Annotated in this window: 13 protein-coding genes; 5 read left to right on the top strand and 8 right to left on the bottom strand. The window is 70.1% G+C overall.

The window, feature by feature from the left end:
* Window positions 1-70: 70 nt before the first annotated feature.
* Window positions 71-1,930, bottom strand: a complete 1,860-nt coding sequence (locus tag ACIBW9_RS10575) for an alpha-galactosidase D (RefSeq protein ID WP_398953327.1) — start codon at window positions 1,928-1,930, stop codon at window positions 71-73.
* Window positions 1,931-2,060: 130 nt separating this feature from the next.
* A complete protein-coding gene (locus ACIBW9_RS10580) occupies window positions 2,061-3,248 on the bottom strand; it encodes an ROK family protein (protein WP_398953329.1) in 1,188 nt (395 codons plus the stop codon).
* A 203-nt stretch (window positions 3,249-3,451) separates the two neighbouring features.
* Between ACIBW9_RS10580 and ACIBW9_RS10585 the strand changes: the two genes are divergently transcribed.
* Window positions 3,452-4,009: a CGNR zinc finger domain-containing protein gene (locus ACIBW9_RS10585; RefSeq protein WP_398953331.1), complete on the top strand. Its 558-nt coding sequence runs from the start codon at window positions 3,452-3,454 to the stop codon at window positions 4,007-4,009.
* Between the two features lie 23 nt (window positions 4,010-4,032).
* On the opposite strand, the gene ACIBW9_RS10590 is transcribed toward ACIBW9_RS10585, so the two are convergent.
* Window positions 4,033-5,085, bottom strand: coding sequence for an ADP-ribosylglycohydrolase family protein (locus ACIBW9_RS10590; RefSeq protein ID WP_398953980.1), 1,053 nt, complete (start codon window positions 5,083-5,085; stop codon window positions 4,033-4,035).
* A gap of 422 nt (window positions 5,086-5,507) precedes the next feature.
* Between ACIBW9_RS10590 and ACIBW9_RS10595 the strand changes: the two genes are divergently transcribed.
* Together ACIBW9_RS10595 and ACIBW9_RS10600 are read left to right on the top strand one after the other, a co-directional pair.
* The gene (locus ACIBW9_RS10595; protein WP_398953333.1) at window positions 5,508-5,702 is read left to right on the top strand and encodes a hypothetical protein; all 195 of its coding nucleotides are present in this window, start codon (window positions 5,508-5,510) and stop codon (window positions 5,700-5,702) included.
* A 238-nt stretch (window positions 5,703-5,940) separates the two neighbouring features.
* Window positions 5,941-7,611, top strand: coding sequence for a hypothetical protein (locus ACIBW9_RS10600; protein ID WP_398953335.1), 1,671 nt, complete (start codon window positions 5,941-5,943; stop codon window positions 7,609-7,611).
* A 16-nt stretch (window positions 7,612-7,627) separates the two neighbouring features.
* Here ACIBW9_RS10600 and ACIBW9_RS10605 read toward each other — a convergent pair whose 3' ends face one another.
* From ACIBW9_RS10605 to ACIBW9_RS10615, 3 genes are read right to left on the bottom strand one after another with little or no spacing between them, the layout of a single operon-like run.
* Window positions 7,628-8,206 carry a DUF6817 domain-containing protein gene (locus tag ACIBW9_RS10605; RefSeq protein ID WP_398953337.1) on the bottom strand — a complete coding sequence of 193 codons (579 nt, stop codon included), beginning with the start codon at window positions 8,204-8,206 and terminating at the stop codon, window positions 7,628-7,630.
* 60 nt (window positions 8,207-8,266) lie between these two features.
* Entirely contained in the window at window positions 8,267-9,340 is a 1,074-nt protein-coding gene (locus tag ACIBW9_RS10610; RefSeq protein ID WP_398953339.1) for an endonuclease/exonuclease/phosphatase family protein, read from the bottom strand.
* Window positions 9,341-9,363: 23 nt separating this feature from the next.
* Window positions 9,364-9,975: a M15 family metallopeptidase gene (locus ACIBW9_RS10615; RefSeq protein WP_398953341.1), complete on the bottom strand. Its 612-nt coding sequence runs from the start codon at window positions 9,973-9,975 to the stop codon at window positions 9,364-9,366.
* Between the two features lie 225 nt (window positions 9,976-10,200).
* Here ACIBW9_RS10615 and ACIBW9_RS10620 point away from each other — a divergent pair, with 225 nt between their 5' ends.
* Window positions 10,201-11,493 (top strand): MFS transporter, encoded by a 1,293-nt coding sequence (locus tag ACIBW9_RS10620; protein WP_398953343.1) that lies wholly within the window; start codon window positions 10,201-10,203, stop codon window positions 11,491-11,493.
* Between the two features lie 93 nt (window positions 11,494-11,586).
* Here the strand turns inward: ACIBW9_RS10620 and ACIBW9_RS10625 are convergent, their stop codons facing one another.
* Entirely contained in the window at window positions 11,587-11,994 is a 408-nt protein-coding gene (locus ACIBW9_RS10625; RefSeq protein WP_398953345.1) for a hypothetical protein, read from the bottom strand.
* 207 nt (window positions 11,995-12,201) lie between these two features.
* Between ACIBW9_RS10625 and ACIBW9_RS10630 the strand changes: the two genes are divergently transcribed.
* On the top strand, window positions 12,202-13,842 hold the full coding sequence (locus tag ACIBW9_RS10630; protein ID WP_398953347.1) for a sigma-70 family RNA polymerase sigma factor: 1,641 nt from the start codon (window positions 12,202-12,204) through the stop codon (window positions 13,840-13,842).
* Between the two features lie 29 nt (window positions 13,843-13,871).
* On the opposite strand, the gene ACIBW9_RS10635 is transcribed toward ACIBW9_RS10630, so the two are convergent.
* A complete protein-coding gene (locus ACIBW9_RS10635) occupies window positions 13,872-14,654 on the bottom strand; it encodes a polysaccharide deacetylase family protein (RefSeq protein ID WP_398953349.1) in 783 nt (260 codons plus the stop codon).
* Window positions 14,655-14,958: the final 304 nt, after the last annotated feature.

Genomic DNA, 14,958 nt, shown 5'->3' on the forward strand with positions numbered 1-14,958 from the left:
GGGGAAAGGCACGTGCGGGAACGAGGGGCAGGGGCCGTCGGGAGGCGTACTGATCAGGGCGGGAGGCTGATCAGGCGGACTTGGGTACGTCGATCCGGTCGATGTCGGGGGCGTAGTCCCAGCCGCTGTCGAAGGTGATCGTGTTGGAGCCCGCCTTGAGGGCGAGCTGGACGCTGACGGTCTCGACCGTGCTCCAGTCGCCGGTGGAGGGGAACTTCAGGCTGGTGCCGTGGCCGCTGTTGGAGTAGACGGTCACCGAGCGGGCATCGCCGCTGACGTAGCCGACGTTGACGGTGTAGATGCCGTCCTTCTTCACCGTGATGTCGTTGAACTGCAGCTTGCCGTCGAGGTAGAGGTTGCCGACCTTCTTGCCGCCGGAGCAGGCCTCGCAGGAGGCGACGGAGGCGTTCCCGGTCAGGGTGTTGTTGCCGGACTCGGCCTCGTAGCGGGTGGTCGCGAGAGAAGGGCCGCCGGGCTTGACGGTGAACAGCCGGGAGCCGTGTGCGGGCAGCGTCGAGGTGATCCGGTTCTTGTACGTGCCGAGGTTCTGGTGGTTCCACAGGTCGCGCACGGCGGCCGCGCCGGTGAAGCCGAAGGACGCCCAGTCCGCGGTGACGGAGACGGGCGAGCCGCCGAGGTTGAACAGCGCGACGGTGTAGCTGCCGTCGGGGTTCTTGGTTCCCCAGACCTGCTGGTCGCCCAGCGGGGTGACGGGACGCGCGACGGGCGAGGTGTTCTGGTCGACCGCTATGACCTCCTGGTTGGTGAGCAGGGAGAGGCCGTAGCTGTCGAGCTGGGTGAGGTCGTCGCCAGTGAACAGGGGTGACTTGTTGATGGCCCACAGCGTCATGTAGCTCTGCCGCTCGGCCTTGCTGAGGCCGTCCATCGCGCCGTTGCCGACGTCGATCGCATCGAGGTCGTTCCAGCCGCCGGGACCCGCCTTGCGGCTCCACGCGGGGGCGTCGTTCCACCGGTCGTTGACCGAGTTCTCCCAGGTGACCAGGGTGTTGCAGTAGCACTCCACGTCGGTGTCGATGCGCCAGCCGTTGGAGTACTTCTTCCAGTCCGCGGCGTGGGAGATGTCCAGCGACCAGGACAGCTCCAGGTGGATCGGCCGCCCGGTGCCGGCGATGGCCTGGTGCCAGGCGGCGACGTCGGCCACGTTGTTGTAGTTGTCACCCGACTTGGACGAACCGGGGCCCACACCGTCGAGCTTGAGGAAGTCGTAGCCCCAGCCCGCGAGCAACTGCGCCTGCGAGTCGATGTACTTCTGCGCGCAGGGGTTGTCGAAGTTCAGCTTGTAGGCGCTGTCCCAGCCGTTGGTGGTGCGCAGGTCCGGGTAGACCACGTCCGCGGTGGTGCAGCCCGGGGCATCGTGGATCGGCACCCTGCCGTCGCCGTACGCCCCCTTCTCCAGGCCGACGGGCAGATAGATACCGGCCTTGAGGCCCTTGGCGTGAATGTGGTCGGCGACCGACTTCATACCGTCCGGGAAGCGCACCGGGTCGGGGGTCTGCCGGCCGTACTGGTCGAACTCGGAGGTCCAGTTCTTGTCCATCCACCAGCCGGCGTCGATGTTGACGTGGTCGTAGCCGTACTTCTTCAGCGTGGCGGCCAGGGCGTCGGTCTGCTTCAGTACGTTCGCCTCGGTGAGGTAGCTGTAGTTGCCGTCCGGGTTGAGGCCCGGGTACTGGGAGGACTGCATGCTCCAGCTCGACCAGCCCATGTACGGCTTGGCCGCCGGGCCGACGTCCGCTGCGGAGGAAGCCGAACGGGCCGCTGTGGGAGCGGACTTGGAGGCGGCGGGCGCTGCCTGAGTGGCGCTGGCCGGGACCGCGGTGCCGAGCCCGGCCGTGACGGCCAGGACCAGCACGGCTCTGAGGGAACGGCGTGTGAAGCCGGGTAGGGCTCTGGAGGGGGATGAGGGCATGGCTCGCCTCCTGCTTGTGCGGTGAGTGGAGTGGTGCGGCGGTACCCGTTGGGGGGCCGGGGGTATCGGTGAGATCTGGGCTAGGGAAGGTCGGGGACCGCGGCGGACCGCGGGTTGCGGCTCTGCAGCGTCATGGCTGCTCCTCGTACGTGTCCGACCCCATGAAGGACTGGATCGCGGTGGCCGCGGCCCCGCGCGCCCACTCCTCGAAGGGCAGCGGACGGGTCATGACGTCACACTGCGAGGCGGTACCGAAGGCGGAGGCGGCGAACGCGTCCCGGATGCCTTCGGCGAAGAGGTCGTACGCGGCCAGGCCCTCCCCGGAGATGACCACCCGCTCGGGACCGAGGAGGTTCACCAGGGAGGCGATGGCCTTGCCGATGGCTTCACCGGCCTGCGCATATACTGCCCGGGCGCCGGCGTCTCCGCCGTGAGCCAGGTCCAACGCCTCTGCCGGATCGGTCAGTTGCCTGCCCATGGCCGCGCTCACCGCGCGGAGGATCGCGGAGTCCGCCGCGATCGCCTCCACACACCCGCGGTTGCCGCAGTGGCAGAGCGGACCCCTCGGATCGAGGGACAGATGCCCGATCTCGCCGGCCACGCCGTGCGCGCCCGACACCACCCGTCCGTGCACCACCAGGCCACAGCCGATGCCGGCGCCCACGGTCACCAGGGCGAAGTCCGAGAGCCCGACTCCGGCCCCGAACCAGTGCTCGGCGACCGTGAGCGCCCGCACGTCGTTGTCGACCGTGACCGGCAGACCGGTCGCGGTAGCGGCGAGCTCGGCGAGCGGTACGTCGCGCCACTCCAGGAAGGGCGAGTAGCGGACCAGACCGTTCGCGCGGTCCACGTCCCCTGAGATCGCGATGCCCAGGCCCCGTACCTGCACACCGAATCCGACGGCCTCGACGAGCAGCTCCTGTACCAGCGCGGTGATGGCCGGCAGCACGGCCTCCGGCTCCCGGCCCGGGAGGGCCACGTGCCGGGACACCCTGATACGGCAGCACAGGTCGGCCAGCACGCCGATGACCTCGTCGCCGGTCACCTTCACCCCGATGAACAGAGCCCGTCCCGCATCCACCGACACCAGGGTGGCCGGACGCCCCACCGCGGGCCGCGCCTCTTCGTCGGCGCCCTCGACCAGATAGCCGAGCTCCATCAGCGGTCGGACCGCCTTGGTGACCGCGGCCGGAGAGAGCTTGGTGCGCCGCCCGACCTCGGCCCGGGTGAGCGGGCCGTGGGAGAGCAGCGTGGTGAAGACCAGGGAGGCGGCCGGAGTCATGGTGGGAACCGACTCGCTGGCGAAGGTCGGGCGCATGGCCGGAAACCTAAGGTGGGATCTTTTCTGCTGTCAATAAAAAAACCGTACTTGTTCCGAGGTTTAGTCTGAGCCGCTCTGAGCTGATGAAAGGAGGACTCAGTATGGCCTTTAGGTCATGGAATCGAAGGTGTGGAGCTCGGTGTGCGCATCGAAATGGGTACGATCTTGCACATCCAGATGTCACCCGTCAGTCTGGTTACGTGAATCACGCCTTTCCCTGCGGGACGCTCTCTCTGGACTTCGTCGGCACCTTGCGCGCGCGCCGCAACGGCAAGCCGCTCGAGAAGCTCGCCACTCCCGAACTGCTCGACGACTGGTTCCTGGAGTCCGGGATGCTCGATCTGGCACCCGGGGCGAGCGAGGCCGACCTCTCCCTCGCGGTGGAGCTGCGTGAGGCGATCTACTCCCTGGTGGCGGCCCGGATCGAGCGGCGGCCGCTGCCCGAGGAGGCGGTCGACGAGGTGAATCAGCAGGCATCGGGTCTCCCCGTGACCGTGCGGCTCGGCCCCGATGGTGCGACCCGGACCGGCACGGCTGCCCAAGGACTCGCCGCCCTCGCCCGTGAGGCCGTCGAGATCATCGGCGGTGAAGAAGCCGCGCTGTTGCGCGAGTGCTCCCGCCCCGAGTGCACCCAGGTCTACCTCGACCGTTCACGAGGTCACCGACGGGAGTGGTGCGCCATGCGAACCTGCGGCAACCGGGTCAAGGCCGCCGCATACCGGGCACGCCGGCACGGCGCGAAGACAGTGGAGGCATAGAGGGAACCGCGGTCCGACGAGCGTCACCAGCCGGGATAACGGTGCCACCAGTGCGGATCCCACCCCTGGACGTACTCGCTGCCGCTGGGTGAGTCTTCGAGTTCCATCAGCAGGTCCCGGGCCAGGGTGTCGAGGACCCAGGCCAGTTCGTGACGGCTGATCAGGTCGACGGGCAGTGCCTCGACCCCGTGTACGGCGCCGAGCAGCGCGCCGGCCACACAGGCGACGGACTCGCCGTCCGGTGCGCCCGCCGCGAACTCCAGTGCAGCACGGAACGCGGCACGGTCGGGGAAGGAGGCCGCTGCGTAGAGGCCGCCGAGCAGCGCCGAGGGCGCGGTCGGATCCGGAGCGAGCCGTGCGAGCCGTCCCGCGTCCGCCGGCTCGTCGACGGCGTGCCGGAATGCCGCCACCAGACGGCTGTGCTGCTCGTTGGTGACGCCCTGACCGACGGACGGGAGGGCGGTGATCCCCGCGTGCAGCGCGTCCCGGGCGGATCCGCCGGAGCGGGGCGATGGGCCGTGTTCCGCGGCGGGGTTCGTCAGGCAGTGGTGGGTCAGCACGGCTGCATGGACGGTGGCGGCCTGCGCTGCTGTGTCGCCGTGCGTGAGAGCGGCGAGCTCGCCGGCCTGGGCGATCCCTCCGATCCCGGTGACCGCGACCGGAAGGGTACGGGTCAGTGCGTGACAGCCCCGGCTCGTGGTGGCCATCCGCTCCTGGCCTTCCCCGATCCGGGCCAGGGCCGTCACCGTCGCCGGTGCGCTACCGCGCCGCTCGGCCAGCGCGGGCACACCCGCGAGCCAGCCGTCCGGCCACGCCGTAGTGCCGGGCGAAGCCCAGCGGCGGCGCATCGCCTCCCTCTCGATGCCCTGCAGGTACGCCCACCGGCTGTAGGCGTGCAGGACGACCCCCGGCGCGTAGCAGATCCCTTTGTGGTTTCCGCGTACCTGCGCGCGGATGATGCCCTCGGCGGTGAAGCAGGCCAGTTGCGTGCTGACGCCGGCCCGCAGCGGACCGCCGGCCGGGAGTCTGCCCCCGGCCCCTCCCAGTGTGTCCCCGAGCGCCAGGCCGAGCATCATCCCGCGCACCCGGGACTCTCTTCTCAGATGCTCCCTCTGGTGTTCCTTTTCGTGGGGCAAGGGTGCGTGCCTTTCTCCTCGGGACACTCGGGAACAGCAGGGGGTGTCCGGGCGCGCCGTGCTGGAGGGCGAGCCCAGGGCGCGAGCAGTCAGTCCTGGTCGCGCTCGCCGACCACCGTAGCGTCGGTCTCGTAGCGGGCCGACACGGCCCCAGCGGTCAACTCGACTTGCTCGGACCCATGGCTGTGTTGAGCCAAGTGCCGCACTGTTGCCGCGAGTTCAACGGCGGGGCTGCCCTGGCACGCCGAGCGTCACGATGGCTGACCGATGAGAGGGGTGACGAGTCTTGTGAGTGCGGCCGTCACCTGTCAAAGTGGTTACGCGACCGAATGGGTCGACCGGTGAAGAAAGGGAGTCAGGCCATGGACAAGGAAGCGTTGACGGACCCGGCCGCGTCGGCACGGCACGCGCGCTACGGCTCGCTCCCCGAGCGCATTCGCTTCGAGGACATGACCGAAGAGGTGGATGCAGGTCACGGCGGTGGGACGGCGGCCTCGTACAACCCCGAGGGCTCCTGGAAGTACTACTCGTGCCTCGGCCTGGACCTGGGCCTGTAGCAGTCCGTACGTGCCCACACCCGAGACCGAGGCGCTCTCCGCCACCACTGGCTCTGGGAGCGGCACACGCTCGCTCCCCTGAGCCTGGCGACGCCGTGGCGACGTCTTGAACGGACCGGACGCGCCCAGCCGAACAACCTCAACCGCCCTGCTGCATGGCGGAGTTCATGCACACTTGCTGATACGTCTGAGCTGGGTGTCGTCACGGGGATCAGCGGCCGGAGGTTGTCCAGTGGCCATGGAAGACCTGAGCGATCCCTCATGGGCCCAGGTCCATGAGGGCATCGAGGCCGTGATCGGCCGCTGGGACGACGCACTGGCACGTGTCCCCGACGAGACGGCGGCACAGCGCACCGTGCGCGACTACCTCGTCGACCACGTGTTTGCGCAGGGTGGTGGCTCCCCTCAGGAGCGCGCGGAGTTCCTGTTCCTGATCGTGCAGCGGTTGGCGCAACTGGAGCGGGCCGGTGACGGTCTCACCGTCCTGGAGTGGATCGCGGAGTTGTACGCCGGTCACGCCGATCCCGATGTGGCCGTACCCGCGCTCCTGGCCCTGACCGACGCGGCCGTGGCACTGGCAGCGCACGACAAGGACCCGGGCCCCGCTGTCGCGGTCCTGAACCGGGCGGCGGACCAGGTCGCCCCACAGGCTCACGTCACGATTCAGCGAGCAGCGTCCCGTGCGCTCGCCCATGGAGCTCTCCTCATGGGCACGACCGGGGGCGCCGACGGGGACCGGGGCATCAGACAACAGGCCGAGCCCTGGCGCGTGATCCTCGGCCGCTGGTCGGGCAGCGGGGACGTGATCCTTCGCTGGCGGCTCGCACAGGCGCACTTCCATATCGGCCTGGTCCACCTGCTGTTGGGAGAGGACGCGTCGGCCGACGACCGGTTCGCCAGTGCGGCAGCACAGTGGCACGGCCTCGCCGTCGCCCCCGGCGTGACCGGCGAACTCGACACGGAGTACTTCGCCCGGGGCCGGTACGCGCGCCGCGTCCTCCGCGCCGTGGAACTCCCCGGCCATGCGGCGAACCTCAGCGCAGAGCTGCTGATGAGGCCTGCCGCCGACCGGTGGGAGAGGGGGCGCGAGCGGCATCAGGCGAAGGAACTCGTCCGTGCCGCGCAGCACCGGCACCGCAGGTCGGTCGGCGAAGTGAAGACCTGGTGCTGTTGCGGACAGCCCTTTGCGCTGCTCCTGCGCAACTTCGGCCTGTTGGAGTGGACGGTCCGTCGCCCCGGGGCGGGCTGCGCAGGTGGACAGGGCTTTCACCAGGCTCAGACGTTCACGTATCAGCGTCGTGGCGATCATGTGGTGCGAGAGCTGGGCCGCGAGGTCCCCATCGTGCAGGTGGCCACCTCGGAATCGACAGGCCTCGAACTCGACTCCTGGCGACTCCACGGCGAGTCCCTGGCCCAGGCCCAGCTGTACCTGTCGAACGACAGTTGGTTCGAGACGGTGACTCATCTGATCACCCTCGCGGAAACCATCATCATCTGGGCTGAGGGCATGACACCGGCGCTCGCGCAGGAGATGGCTGCCGTACGCGCCCAGGGCCGTACACAGGACGCGGTCGTCCTCATCGAGAAGCTGGACGACGACCCCGCCCAACGGGCCCCGATCGCCTTCGCTCTGGCGCAACAGATCGTCGGGGAGGACAGTGACGACCACGATGCGGTCCGGTCACTGGCAGACGATCTGATGACCCAGGTCAGAACGACACGCGAGCAACTCACACCCGAGTCCCCGGCCCTCGACGGATTCCCGCACGTGGTGGACCTCCGCCAGGCTCCCGAGTCGGACAGCGCACGGCATCCCGCCGTCCTGGCCAGGCGGCGGCATCACCAGGAGCTCGGCGAGCTTGCCTGGGACGAACGGATGGCGCGTCTGTCGAGCCGCCTCGGCGCCTGACGGCGGCTGCGGGGGACTACGGCAGGTGCCCCAGCTGCCGGTCGACGGCGTCCTGCGCCGCAGGGGACAGCAGCGAGCCGGCGCGTTTGAAGAAGCCGTACAGCGCGGGGCCGTGCTGCTCGGCCAACTCCGCGTTGTGTGCCAGTACGTCGAGTTCGATGGCGGCGGTGATCTCGAGGAACGCCCTCAGGCCCTCGAGGGAGGGCTGGTGCTCGCGGCCGGTGAAGCGGTCCCGGAAGGCGACTGCCGCGCTGCCGTCGATCCGTGGGTAGACGATGGCGCGGTCGCAGCCGGCGTACAGGTACACCAACTCCTCCGCCGACTCACCGATCAGGGCGACGAGCGTTGCCCGTTCGGTGAGGGGCAGCAGTGTCGTGGCGAAGCCGTCGGTTCCGTAGGTCGCGTGACACAGTCCTGCGGTCTGGAGGTCGGGGTCCGCTCCCCATGCGGCCAGCAGCCGCTGAACCCGCAGCAGATGCTCGAGCAGGGTGCCGCCCGGATGAGGCGATTGGCCGGCTCCGCGGTCGCGCAGGAATTCCTCGATCGCTGCCTGAGTCCTTCCCTCGATCGAGGGGTGCTGCCGGGCCGGTGGCATCGTCGGACGTCCTCTCGCGCGGGGTGATCTCGCAACGGGGACCAGCCTATTGCGCGGTGTTCACCAGCTGATTCCGGCCGCGACCGGCAGGTGGTCGCTGCCGGTGCCCGGCAGCACCCACGAGCTGTCCGGCTGCACGCCGCGGACCAGGATCTGGTCGATCCGCGCCACCGGGAGCGTCGCCGGCCAGCTGAAGCCGAAGCCGTCCCCGGCCACCTCCTGCGCGGAGCGCAGCCGCGAGGTGAGGCCGGCCAACGCGCGGTCGTCCGTGGTGCCGTTGAGGTCGCCGAGCAGCACCACCCGCTTGCTCTTCTCGCTCGCGAGGGCCTTGCCGAGCAGCTGCGCGTTCCTGTCTCGTGAGTCCGTCACGAAGCCCGCCCTGGGGTTCACCCGTGCGGATCCCAGGTGGGCCACATACACCGTCAACGGGCTGTGGTGCGTGGCCACCGTGGCGCGCAGCGCCCGGTTGTAGGTCAGCTTGACGGCGGCCGGTTTGGTGGCTCCCAGCGGCCCGGCGTCCATCCCGATGTCGATCGGCCGGGTGTCCGAGATCGGCAGCTTGCTCCACAGCCCGACCGTGCCCAGCACCGTGTGGTACGGGTACGCCTTCGCCAGCCCCTTCTCGTAGACGCCCCGCGCCTGCGGGGTGATCTCCTCCAGCGCCAGCACGTCCGCGCCGGAGGCCACCAGGTCGCGGGCGGTGCCGGCCGGGTCGGGATTGTCGGCGCCGACGTTGTGGCTGGCCACGGTGAGGTCGCTGCCCGCGTGGGACTTGTCGCTGAGCATCCCGCCGAAGAGGGACAGCCACACCGTCACCGGCAGCAGCAGCGCCACCACGGCGGAGGCGGAGCGGCGCCAGAGCGCCGCGGCCAGCAGCACCGGGACGAACACGCCGAACCACGGCAGGAAGGTCTCCACCAGGCTGCCGAGGTTCCCGACCCGGTTCGGGATCTCGGCGTGCAGCAGCATGAGCAGGCCAAGGAGAAGCGCCGCCGCCACGAGGACCGGGCCGCGCTTCCAGGGCTCCGGGCGGGAGCCACGACGGATCGCCCTCCGGATGGACGCGCTCCAGGCACCGGAGTCGGTGTCCCGGCGGCCTTCCTGCCCGGTCTCCGCCGTGTCCACCTGCGTCATCGTCTGTTCTCTCTCACTGCCGGTCACTGCTGCATCCTCGGGTCTTCGGTGGGGTCGGCATACATGGGCGGGCAGCCACGAGCGATCGCACTGGTGCGCAGCTCGTAGTGCCAGGTCTCGTTCCTGTAGATCTGGCACAGCCCGTAGTCGGTGCCGTGCCGGGACAGCCACGCCGTCGCATCGGAACGCCCGAGGTCGACCGCGTCTCCCGTGACGTGAGGAGAAGTCGCCGCGGTGGCCACCCATCGGGCGGCCTCGTTCGCGGATCCGTACTTGGCGACCGCCTGGCGAAGCAACTGGTTCTGGTACGCCTTGGAACGCCAGCCGCTGTTGACGTAGAAGGTGACTCCGTCGTGCGCGGCAGTCGACGCCGCCCGGCGCAGGGCCTTGAGCAGATCCGGTTTGAGCTTGGCCACAGCCGGAATCGTGTCGTCGAAGACCGTCACACCGTTCGGGACGATCCCGTCGGCCTCGCCCAGCGCACCGTCGTGCCCACCGCCATGGGCATCCGAAGGTAATGCGTCCGACGGAGGCGAAAGCGAGGAGGAGGACGAGGACTTCGGCATCTGGTAGCCGAGGACCGCGGTGATCACCGCTATGACGACTGTCAGGCCGACGACAAGCAGCCCGCGCATCCGGCGGTTCGTCGTGGGTGCCGATGGTGGGGTTCCCGTCATACGACCAGTCAAGGCAGCACGGTGTTGCCGGCCCGTATGTGGTTTTCGATATGCCGACGATATGCGCCGGCCCGGAGCGTAAATGACGTGCGTGTGCGGCGAGTTGAGGACGAAGCTTGTCCCACGGAAGCCATCGGGGGCGCAGCGGGCCTTCCCCGTCTTCGGTCGTACGAGAGGTGCCTGTTGCCGTTCTCTTCCTCCGCCGTATCCGATTCCGGTCGACGTACTGCGTCGAGTCTGTGGCGGGACGGCGACTTCCGTCGGCTCTGGGTGGGCCAGACGGTCTCCCAACTGGGCGAGCAGGCAAGCCTGGTGGTCCTGCCGCTCCTTGCCGTCCTGACGCTCAACGCCGACGCCGGGCAGTTGGGCGCCCTGCGCGCGGCGGGGCAGGCGCCGATCCTGCTGCTGTCGCTGTTCGTCGGCGCGTGGGTGGACAGGTGGCGGACCCGTACGGTGATGGTGCTGACGGACGCCGGTCGGGCCCTGGCACTGGGCGCCGCGGCCGTGGCCGGCCTCCTCGGACGGCTCGGCCTGCCGGGGCTGCTCGTGGTCGCCGTCGCCGTCGGGGCGCTGTCGGTGTTCTTCGACATGGCCTACCAGGCGTCTTTGGTACGGCTGGTGGAACGCGACCAGTTGGTGCGGGGCAACAGTGCGCTCGAGGGCAGCCGGTCCGCTGCGCAGATCGGCGGTCCCGCCCTCGGCGGTGCGTTGGTCTCCCTGCTGTCGGCGCCGATCGCTGTCGCCTCCAGCGCGGTGTTCTTCGCCCTCTCGTTCCTCTCGATCCGACGGATGGGGAACCGCGAATCAGTCCCGGAACGCCCGGCGGGTCCTTCTCGGGTCTGGCGGCGCATCCATGAGGGCCTGCGCTTCGTCGCCGGGGACGCCTTGCTGCGGGCCGTGTGCCTCGCGTCAGCCGCCTTCCAGTTCTTCTTCGCGGCTGGGATGACCGTCTATCTGCTGTTCCTGCCACGGGACCTGCACCTGTCGGGCACCGCGATCGGACTCGCCCTCGCCGCGACCGGGCCCGGCGCGCTCCTGGGATCGCTGCTGGCCGCCCGCCTACCGGGCCGCTTCGGATACGGCACGGTGCTCGTGTCCGCGGCAGCGCTCGGCGACGGCGTGTTCCTGCTCGTGCCCGCACTGCACGGTTCGCCTGGGGTGACGGTTCCCGCGCTGGTCGCGCTGAACTTCGTCTTCGGGACCTTCAGCCAGCTGGTGAACGTCACGGTCATGGCCGTACGGCAGACCGTCACTCCGTACGGGATGCAGGGCCGCGCGGCGGCGACGATCAACTTCGTCGGCATGGGGATGACCCCGCTCGGCTCGCTGCTCGGCGGTTTTCTCGCGGAAGAGTGGGGCACGCAGGCCAGCCTCCTGGTGACCGCCGTAGGCATGCTGCTGTCACCGGCACTGATGGCCCTCTCCCCGCTCGCCCGCCTGGGACCGCGAGGTGCTCATGCCGTCGACGACGCCTGAGGACGAAGGGGAGGGCGGAGAGGGATCAGCCCTCGCCGCCCTCCCGCCCAGTGGTCCGAGGCCGCACGTCATGCCCAAACGGTCAACCGCGGACTATGCATGCCCGAACCAACTGCCGCCCCAGACCGCGCGGGTTCCTGCAGGGCAGGTCAGGCGGAAGTCCCACCGGCCGGAGTAGGAACGCCGGAACTCATGGCGGCCGTCGGTGCAGTCCACATACACCGGGTACGTGTGGCTGTCGCAGGTCAGATAGACGTTCCGGTTGCCGTCGGTTCGCCCATCGAAGCAAGCCACTCCAAGCTCGCCCTCCTCCGGGGACGAGGCACGCTGCACGAAGTCGAGCAAAGAGTGCTCCAACGGGGCGCTCTCCTCGACGGTTCGCCCGTCGACGTTGGTGGCCTGGGCCTGCGCGTCGCCGGACGTGCCCGCCGCGCCGGCCGGCACGGACGCGCCTGCCAGCGCGGTGACAGCGATCGCCACAGTGGCTGCAACGTTCCTCATGGGCGTCACGTTCTCCTCCACGGAAGGGACAACTGGCTACAGATGCAACGGAAGGTAGCGAATTACATCCGGCACCTCCAGCCAGACATCCACCGGAACGCCACTGGTTGACTGAGCATGTGTCCGAAGAACTGTTATCCGAGAGCCACCCACCGGTCTCCCAGGTATCGGGCAGGATCGTTCGGCGTCGAGGACGGGACAGTTTTCATGGGTACACAGCGCACGGTGGAGCCGGCGGCACTGGTCGCCGCCGCCCGAGGGGGCGATCCGGAAGCTCAGGACGCCCTGGTCAGTGCGTACCTGCCGCTGGTCTACAACATCGTGGGGCGGGCGCTGAACGGCTCGGTCGACGTCGACGACGTGGTGCAGGAGACCATGCTGCGCGCCCTGGACGGACTGGGCGGTCTGCGCACCCCTGAGAGTTTCCGTTCCTGGCTCGTGGCGATCGCGATGAACGAGATCCGCAAGCACTGGCAGGACCGGCAGGTCGCCCCGGGCACCGTGGAGGAGGCGGAGGAACTCGCCGATCCGGGCGCCGACTTCGTGGACCTCACCCTCGTACAGCTCCAGCTCTCCGGGCAGCGCCAGGAGACCGCGCGCGCCACTCGCTGGCTGGAGCCCGACGATCGGGGACTGCTGTCGCTGTGGTGGCTGGAGTGCGCGGGCGAGCTGACCCGCTCGGAGGTGGCCGCCGCCCTGGAGTTGTCGCCGCAGCACACCGCGGTACGGGTGCAGCGGATGAAGGCGCAGCTGGAGGCGGCCCGCGTGGTGGTGCGGGCGCTGGACGCGCAGCCGCCGTGCCCGGAGTTGCGCGGCATGCTGGACACCTGGGACGGGCGGCCCTCGGCGCTGTGGCGCAAACGAATAGCCCGGCACGCCCGTGGCTGTGGGCGGTGCTCGGGCCTGTGGAGCGGGCTGATGCCCGTGGAGGGGTTGCTGGCCGGGCTGGCACTGGTGGCCGCGGCGCCCGCGCTGCTGACGGGTGTGCGCGCCGCCGGTGGAGGGACGGCCGAGGCAGGGATGGCGTTGCCCGGCACCGGGCTACGGCCCTCCGGCAGCCGTAACGGATCGGGTCCGGAAGCCGGACACCGTGCCGTGCGCGGGCGGCCGGGATCCCGCAGCGAGGTGCGCCGGCGCCGGCGCAACCGGCGCAGGGCCGTCGGCGGTGCGGTCGTCGCGGCCTGCGTGGCGGGCGGCGGCCTCTGGTACCTCGGCACGGGCCCCGGGACCGGCAGCGAGGGAGCGAGCGCCGAGCACACCGCGGCCGCCCCCGTCGCGGACCTGTCGGAATCTACTGCCGTCGACACTCCGCCTTCGGCCTCCCCGTCCCCGTCCGCCTCACGGGCGAAGAAGGCGAGCGCCTCCAAGAGCCCGCGCCCCGCGAAGAAGGACGCGTCGGCGCCCCGCCCGCCGGCCCGCCCGACGCGCACGGCGTCCGGCACACCCGAGGCGTCGTCGACACCGTCCGGCACGGTCGCACAGGTGGTCGCGCTGGTGAACAAGGAGCGGGCGGCCAACGGCTGCGGCGCCCTGACCGAGGACCCGCAACTGGACAAGGCCGCGCAGGGCCACTCCGACGACATGGGCGTCCGGCACTTCTTCGACCACACCAACCCCGACGGCCTCGACCCCGGGAAGCGCATCACCGCCGCGGGCTACACGTGGTCCACGTACGGGGAGAACATCGCCCAGGGCCAGCAGACGCCGGAGGCGGTGATGGAGTCCTGGATGAACAGCCCCGGCCACCGCGCCAACATCCTCAACTGCGCGTTCAAGGACATCGGCGTGGGCGTCCACGACGGGTCGGGCGGGCCGTGGTGGACGCAGGACTTCGGCGCCAAGCTCTGACGTACGAGAGGCGGTTGCCCGGGCGGGGCTCAGCGCACCGGGAAGCCGAAGGAGCGGCCCTGCTGCTTCAGCCAGGGCAGGACCTCGCGCAGGGCGGCCACCGTCTGGGAGCGGTCTCCGCCGGCGTCGTGGAAGAGGATCGTCGGGCCGTTGGACAGCTCGTTCTTGACGGTGGCGATGATGGCGGCGCTGCCGGGGCGTTCGAAGTCCTTGGAGTCCACGTTCCAGCCCAGCGGCCGCATCCCCTGCGAGGCGGCGAGGTTCCTGCTGTAGGGGGTGAAGGCACCGCCCGGGGCCCGGTAGTACAGCGGCCGGACGCCCCCGGAGGCCTTGGTGATCATGGCGGCGGCGTCCAGGATCTCCTTGGACTGGTAGGAGTTGGGCTTCTTGTCCATGGTCGTGTCGTGCGACACGGTGTGGTCGCACAGCCGGTGCCCGGCCGCCACGACCGCCTTGACCAGGTCCGGATGCGCCTGGGCCTGGGTGCCGACCATGCAGAAGGTGGCCTTCACACCGTTGTCCTTGAGCACTTGGAGGACCTGCGGTGTCCAGACCGGGTCCGGCCCGTCGTCGATGGTGATGTTGACGCCCCGGGCGCCCTGGTCCGAGGCGTGGACGATGCTCACCGCCACCGGGGCCGTCCGGCCGGTGCCGGCCGCCGCCGAGGAGGGGTGGGCCGAGGCGCCCGAGTGCTGCCCGCTGGAGGGGCCGGCCTGCGCGGTCCATACCGAGGTGGCCGCCGCCACCGCCGTCACCCCGACCGCCGCCGCGAATACCCGGCCGTACCAGCCCCGCCCGCCATGCCGCGCCATTTCTGCCCCGCCCTTGTCATCCCGGTGTTGCTTGTGCACCTGTCAGGACGGCGAAAGGCTGCTCCGGGATCCGTCTGTTACTGATCACGGACAATTCCGCGGGAGTTCGGAGACGCACGACCGGCGCCCGGGGGCGGAGCAGGGGCGATGGCTCAGCCGGAGAGCCAATGGCGCGATCCTCGGGCGGGGTTGGCGCAGCCGATGTCCCGCCCGACCGTCTCCTTCCTGCGCGGCTCGGGGTGGGCCGGCGAAACCCACGCTGTCGTACGGGTTTTGGACCGTCCCGGCGCGCGTGCAGGTGGCG

The sequence above is a fragment of the Streptomyces sp. NPDC049541 genome, from assembly GCF_044465725.1.
Taxonomy (GTDB): Bacteria; Actinomycetota; Actinomycetes; order Streptomycetales; family Streptomycetaceae; genus Streptomyces.

Excerpts from the sequence above, each read along its gene's own strand:
- ACIBW9_RS10575 (WP_398953327.1), bottom strand. The coding sequence starts at position 1,930 with ATGCCCTCATCCCCCTCCAGAGCCCTACCCGGCTTCACACGCCGTTCC.
- ACIBW9_RS10580 (WP_398953329.1), bottom strand. The coding sequence starts at position 3,248 with ATGCGCCCGACCTTCGCCAGCGAGTCGGTTCCCACCATGACTCCGGCC.
- ACIBW9_RS10590 (WP_398953980.1), bottom strand. The coding sequence starts at position 5,085 with ATGATGCTCGGCCTGGCGCTCGGGGACACACTGGGAGGGGCCGGGGGC.
- ACIBW9_RS10595 (WP_398953333.1), top strand. The coding sequence starts at position 5,508 with ATGGACAAGGAAGCGTTGACGGACCCGGCCGCGTCGGCACGGCACGCG.
- ACIBW9_RS10600 (WP_398953335.1), top strand. The coding sequence starts at position 5,941 with ATGGAAGACCTGAGCGATCCCTCATGGGCCCAGGTCCATGAGGGCATC.
- ACIBW9_RS10605 (WP_398953337.1), bottom strand. The coding sequence starts at position 8,206 with ATGCCACCGGCCCGGCAGCACCCCTCGATCGAGGGAAGGACTCAGGCA.
- ACIBW9_RS10610 (WP_398953339.1), bottom strand. The coding sequence starts at position 9,340 with ATGACGCAGGTGGACACGGCGGAGACCGGGCAGGAAGGCCGCCGGGAC.
- ACIBW9_RS10615 (WP_398953341.1), bottom strand. The coding sequence starts at position 9,975 with ATGCGCGGGCTGCTTGTCGTCGGCCTGACAGTCGTCATAGCGGTGATC.
- ACIBW9_RS10625 (WP_398953345.1), bottom strand. The coding sequence starts at position 11,994 with ATGAGGAACGTTGCAGCCACTGTGGCGATCGCTGTCACCGCGCTGGCA.
- ACIBW9_RS10630 (WP_398953347.1), top strand. The coding sequence starts at position 12,202 with ATGGGTACACAGCGCACGGTGGAGCCGGCGGCACTGGTCGCCGCCGCC.
- ACIBW9_RS10635 (WP_398953349.1), bottom strand. The coding sequence starts at position 14,654 with ATGGCGCGGCATGGCGGGCGGGGCTGGTACGGCCGGGTATTCGCGGCG.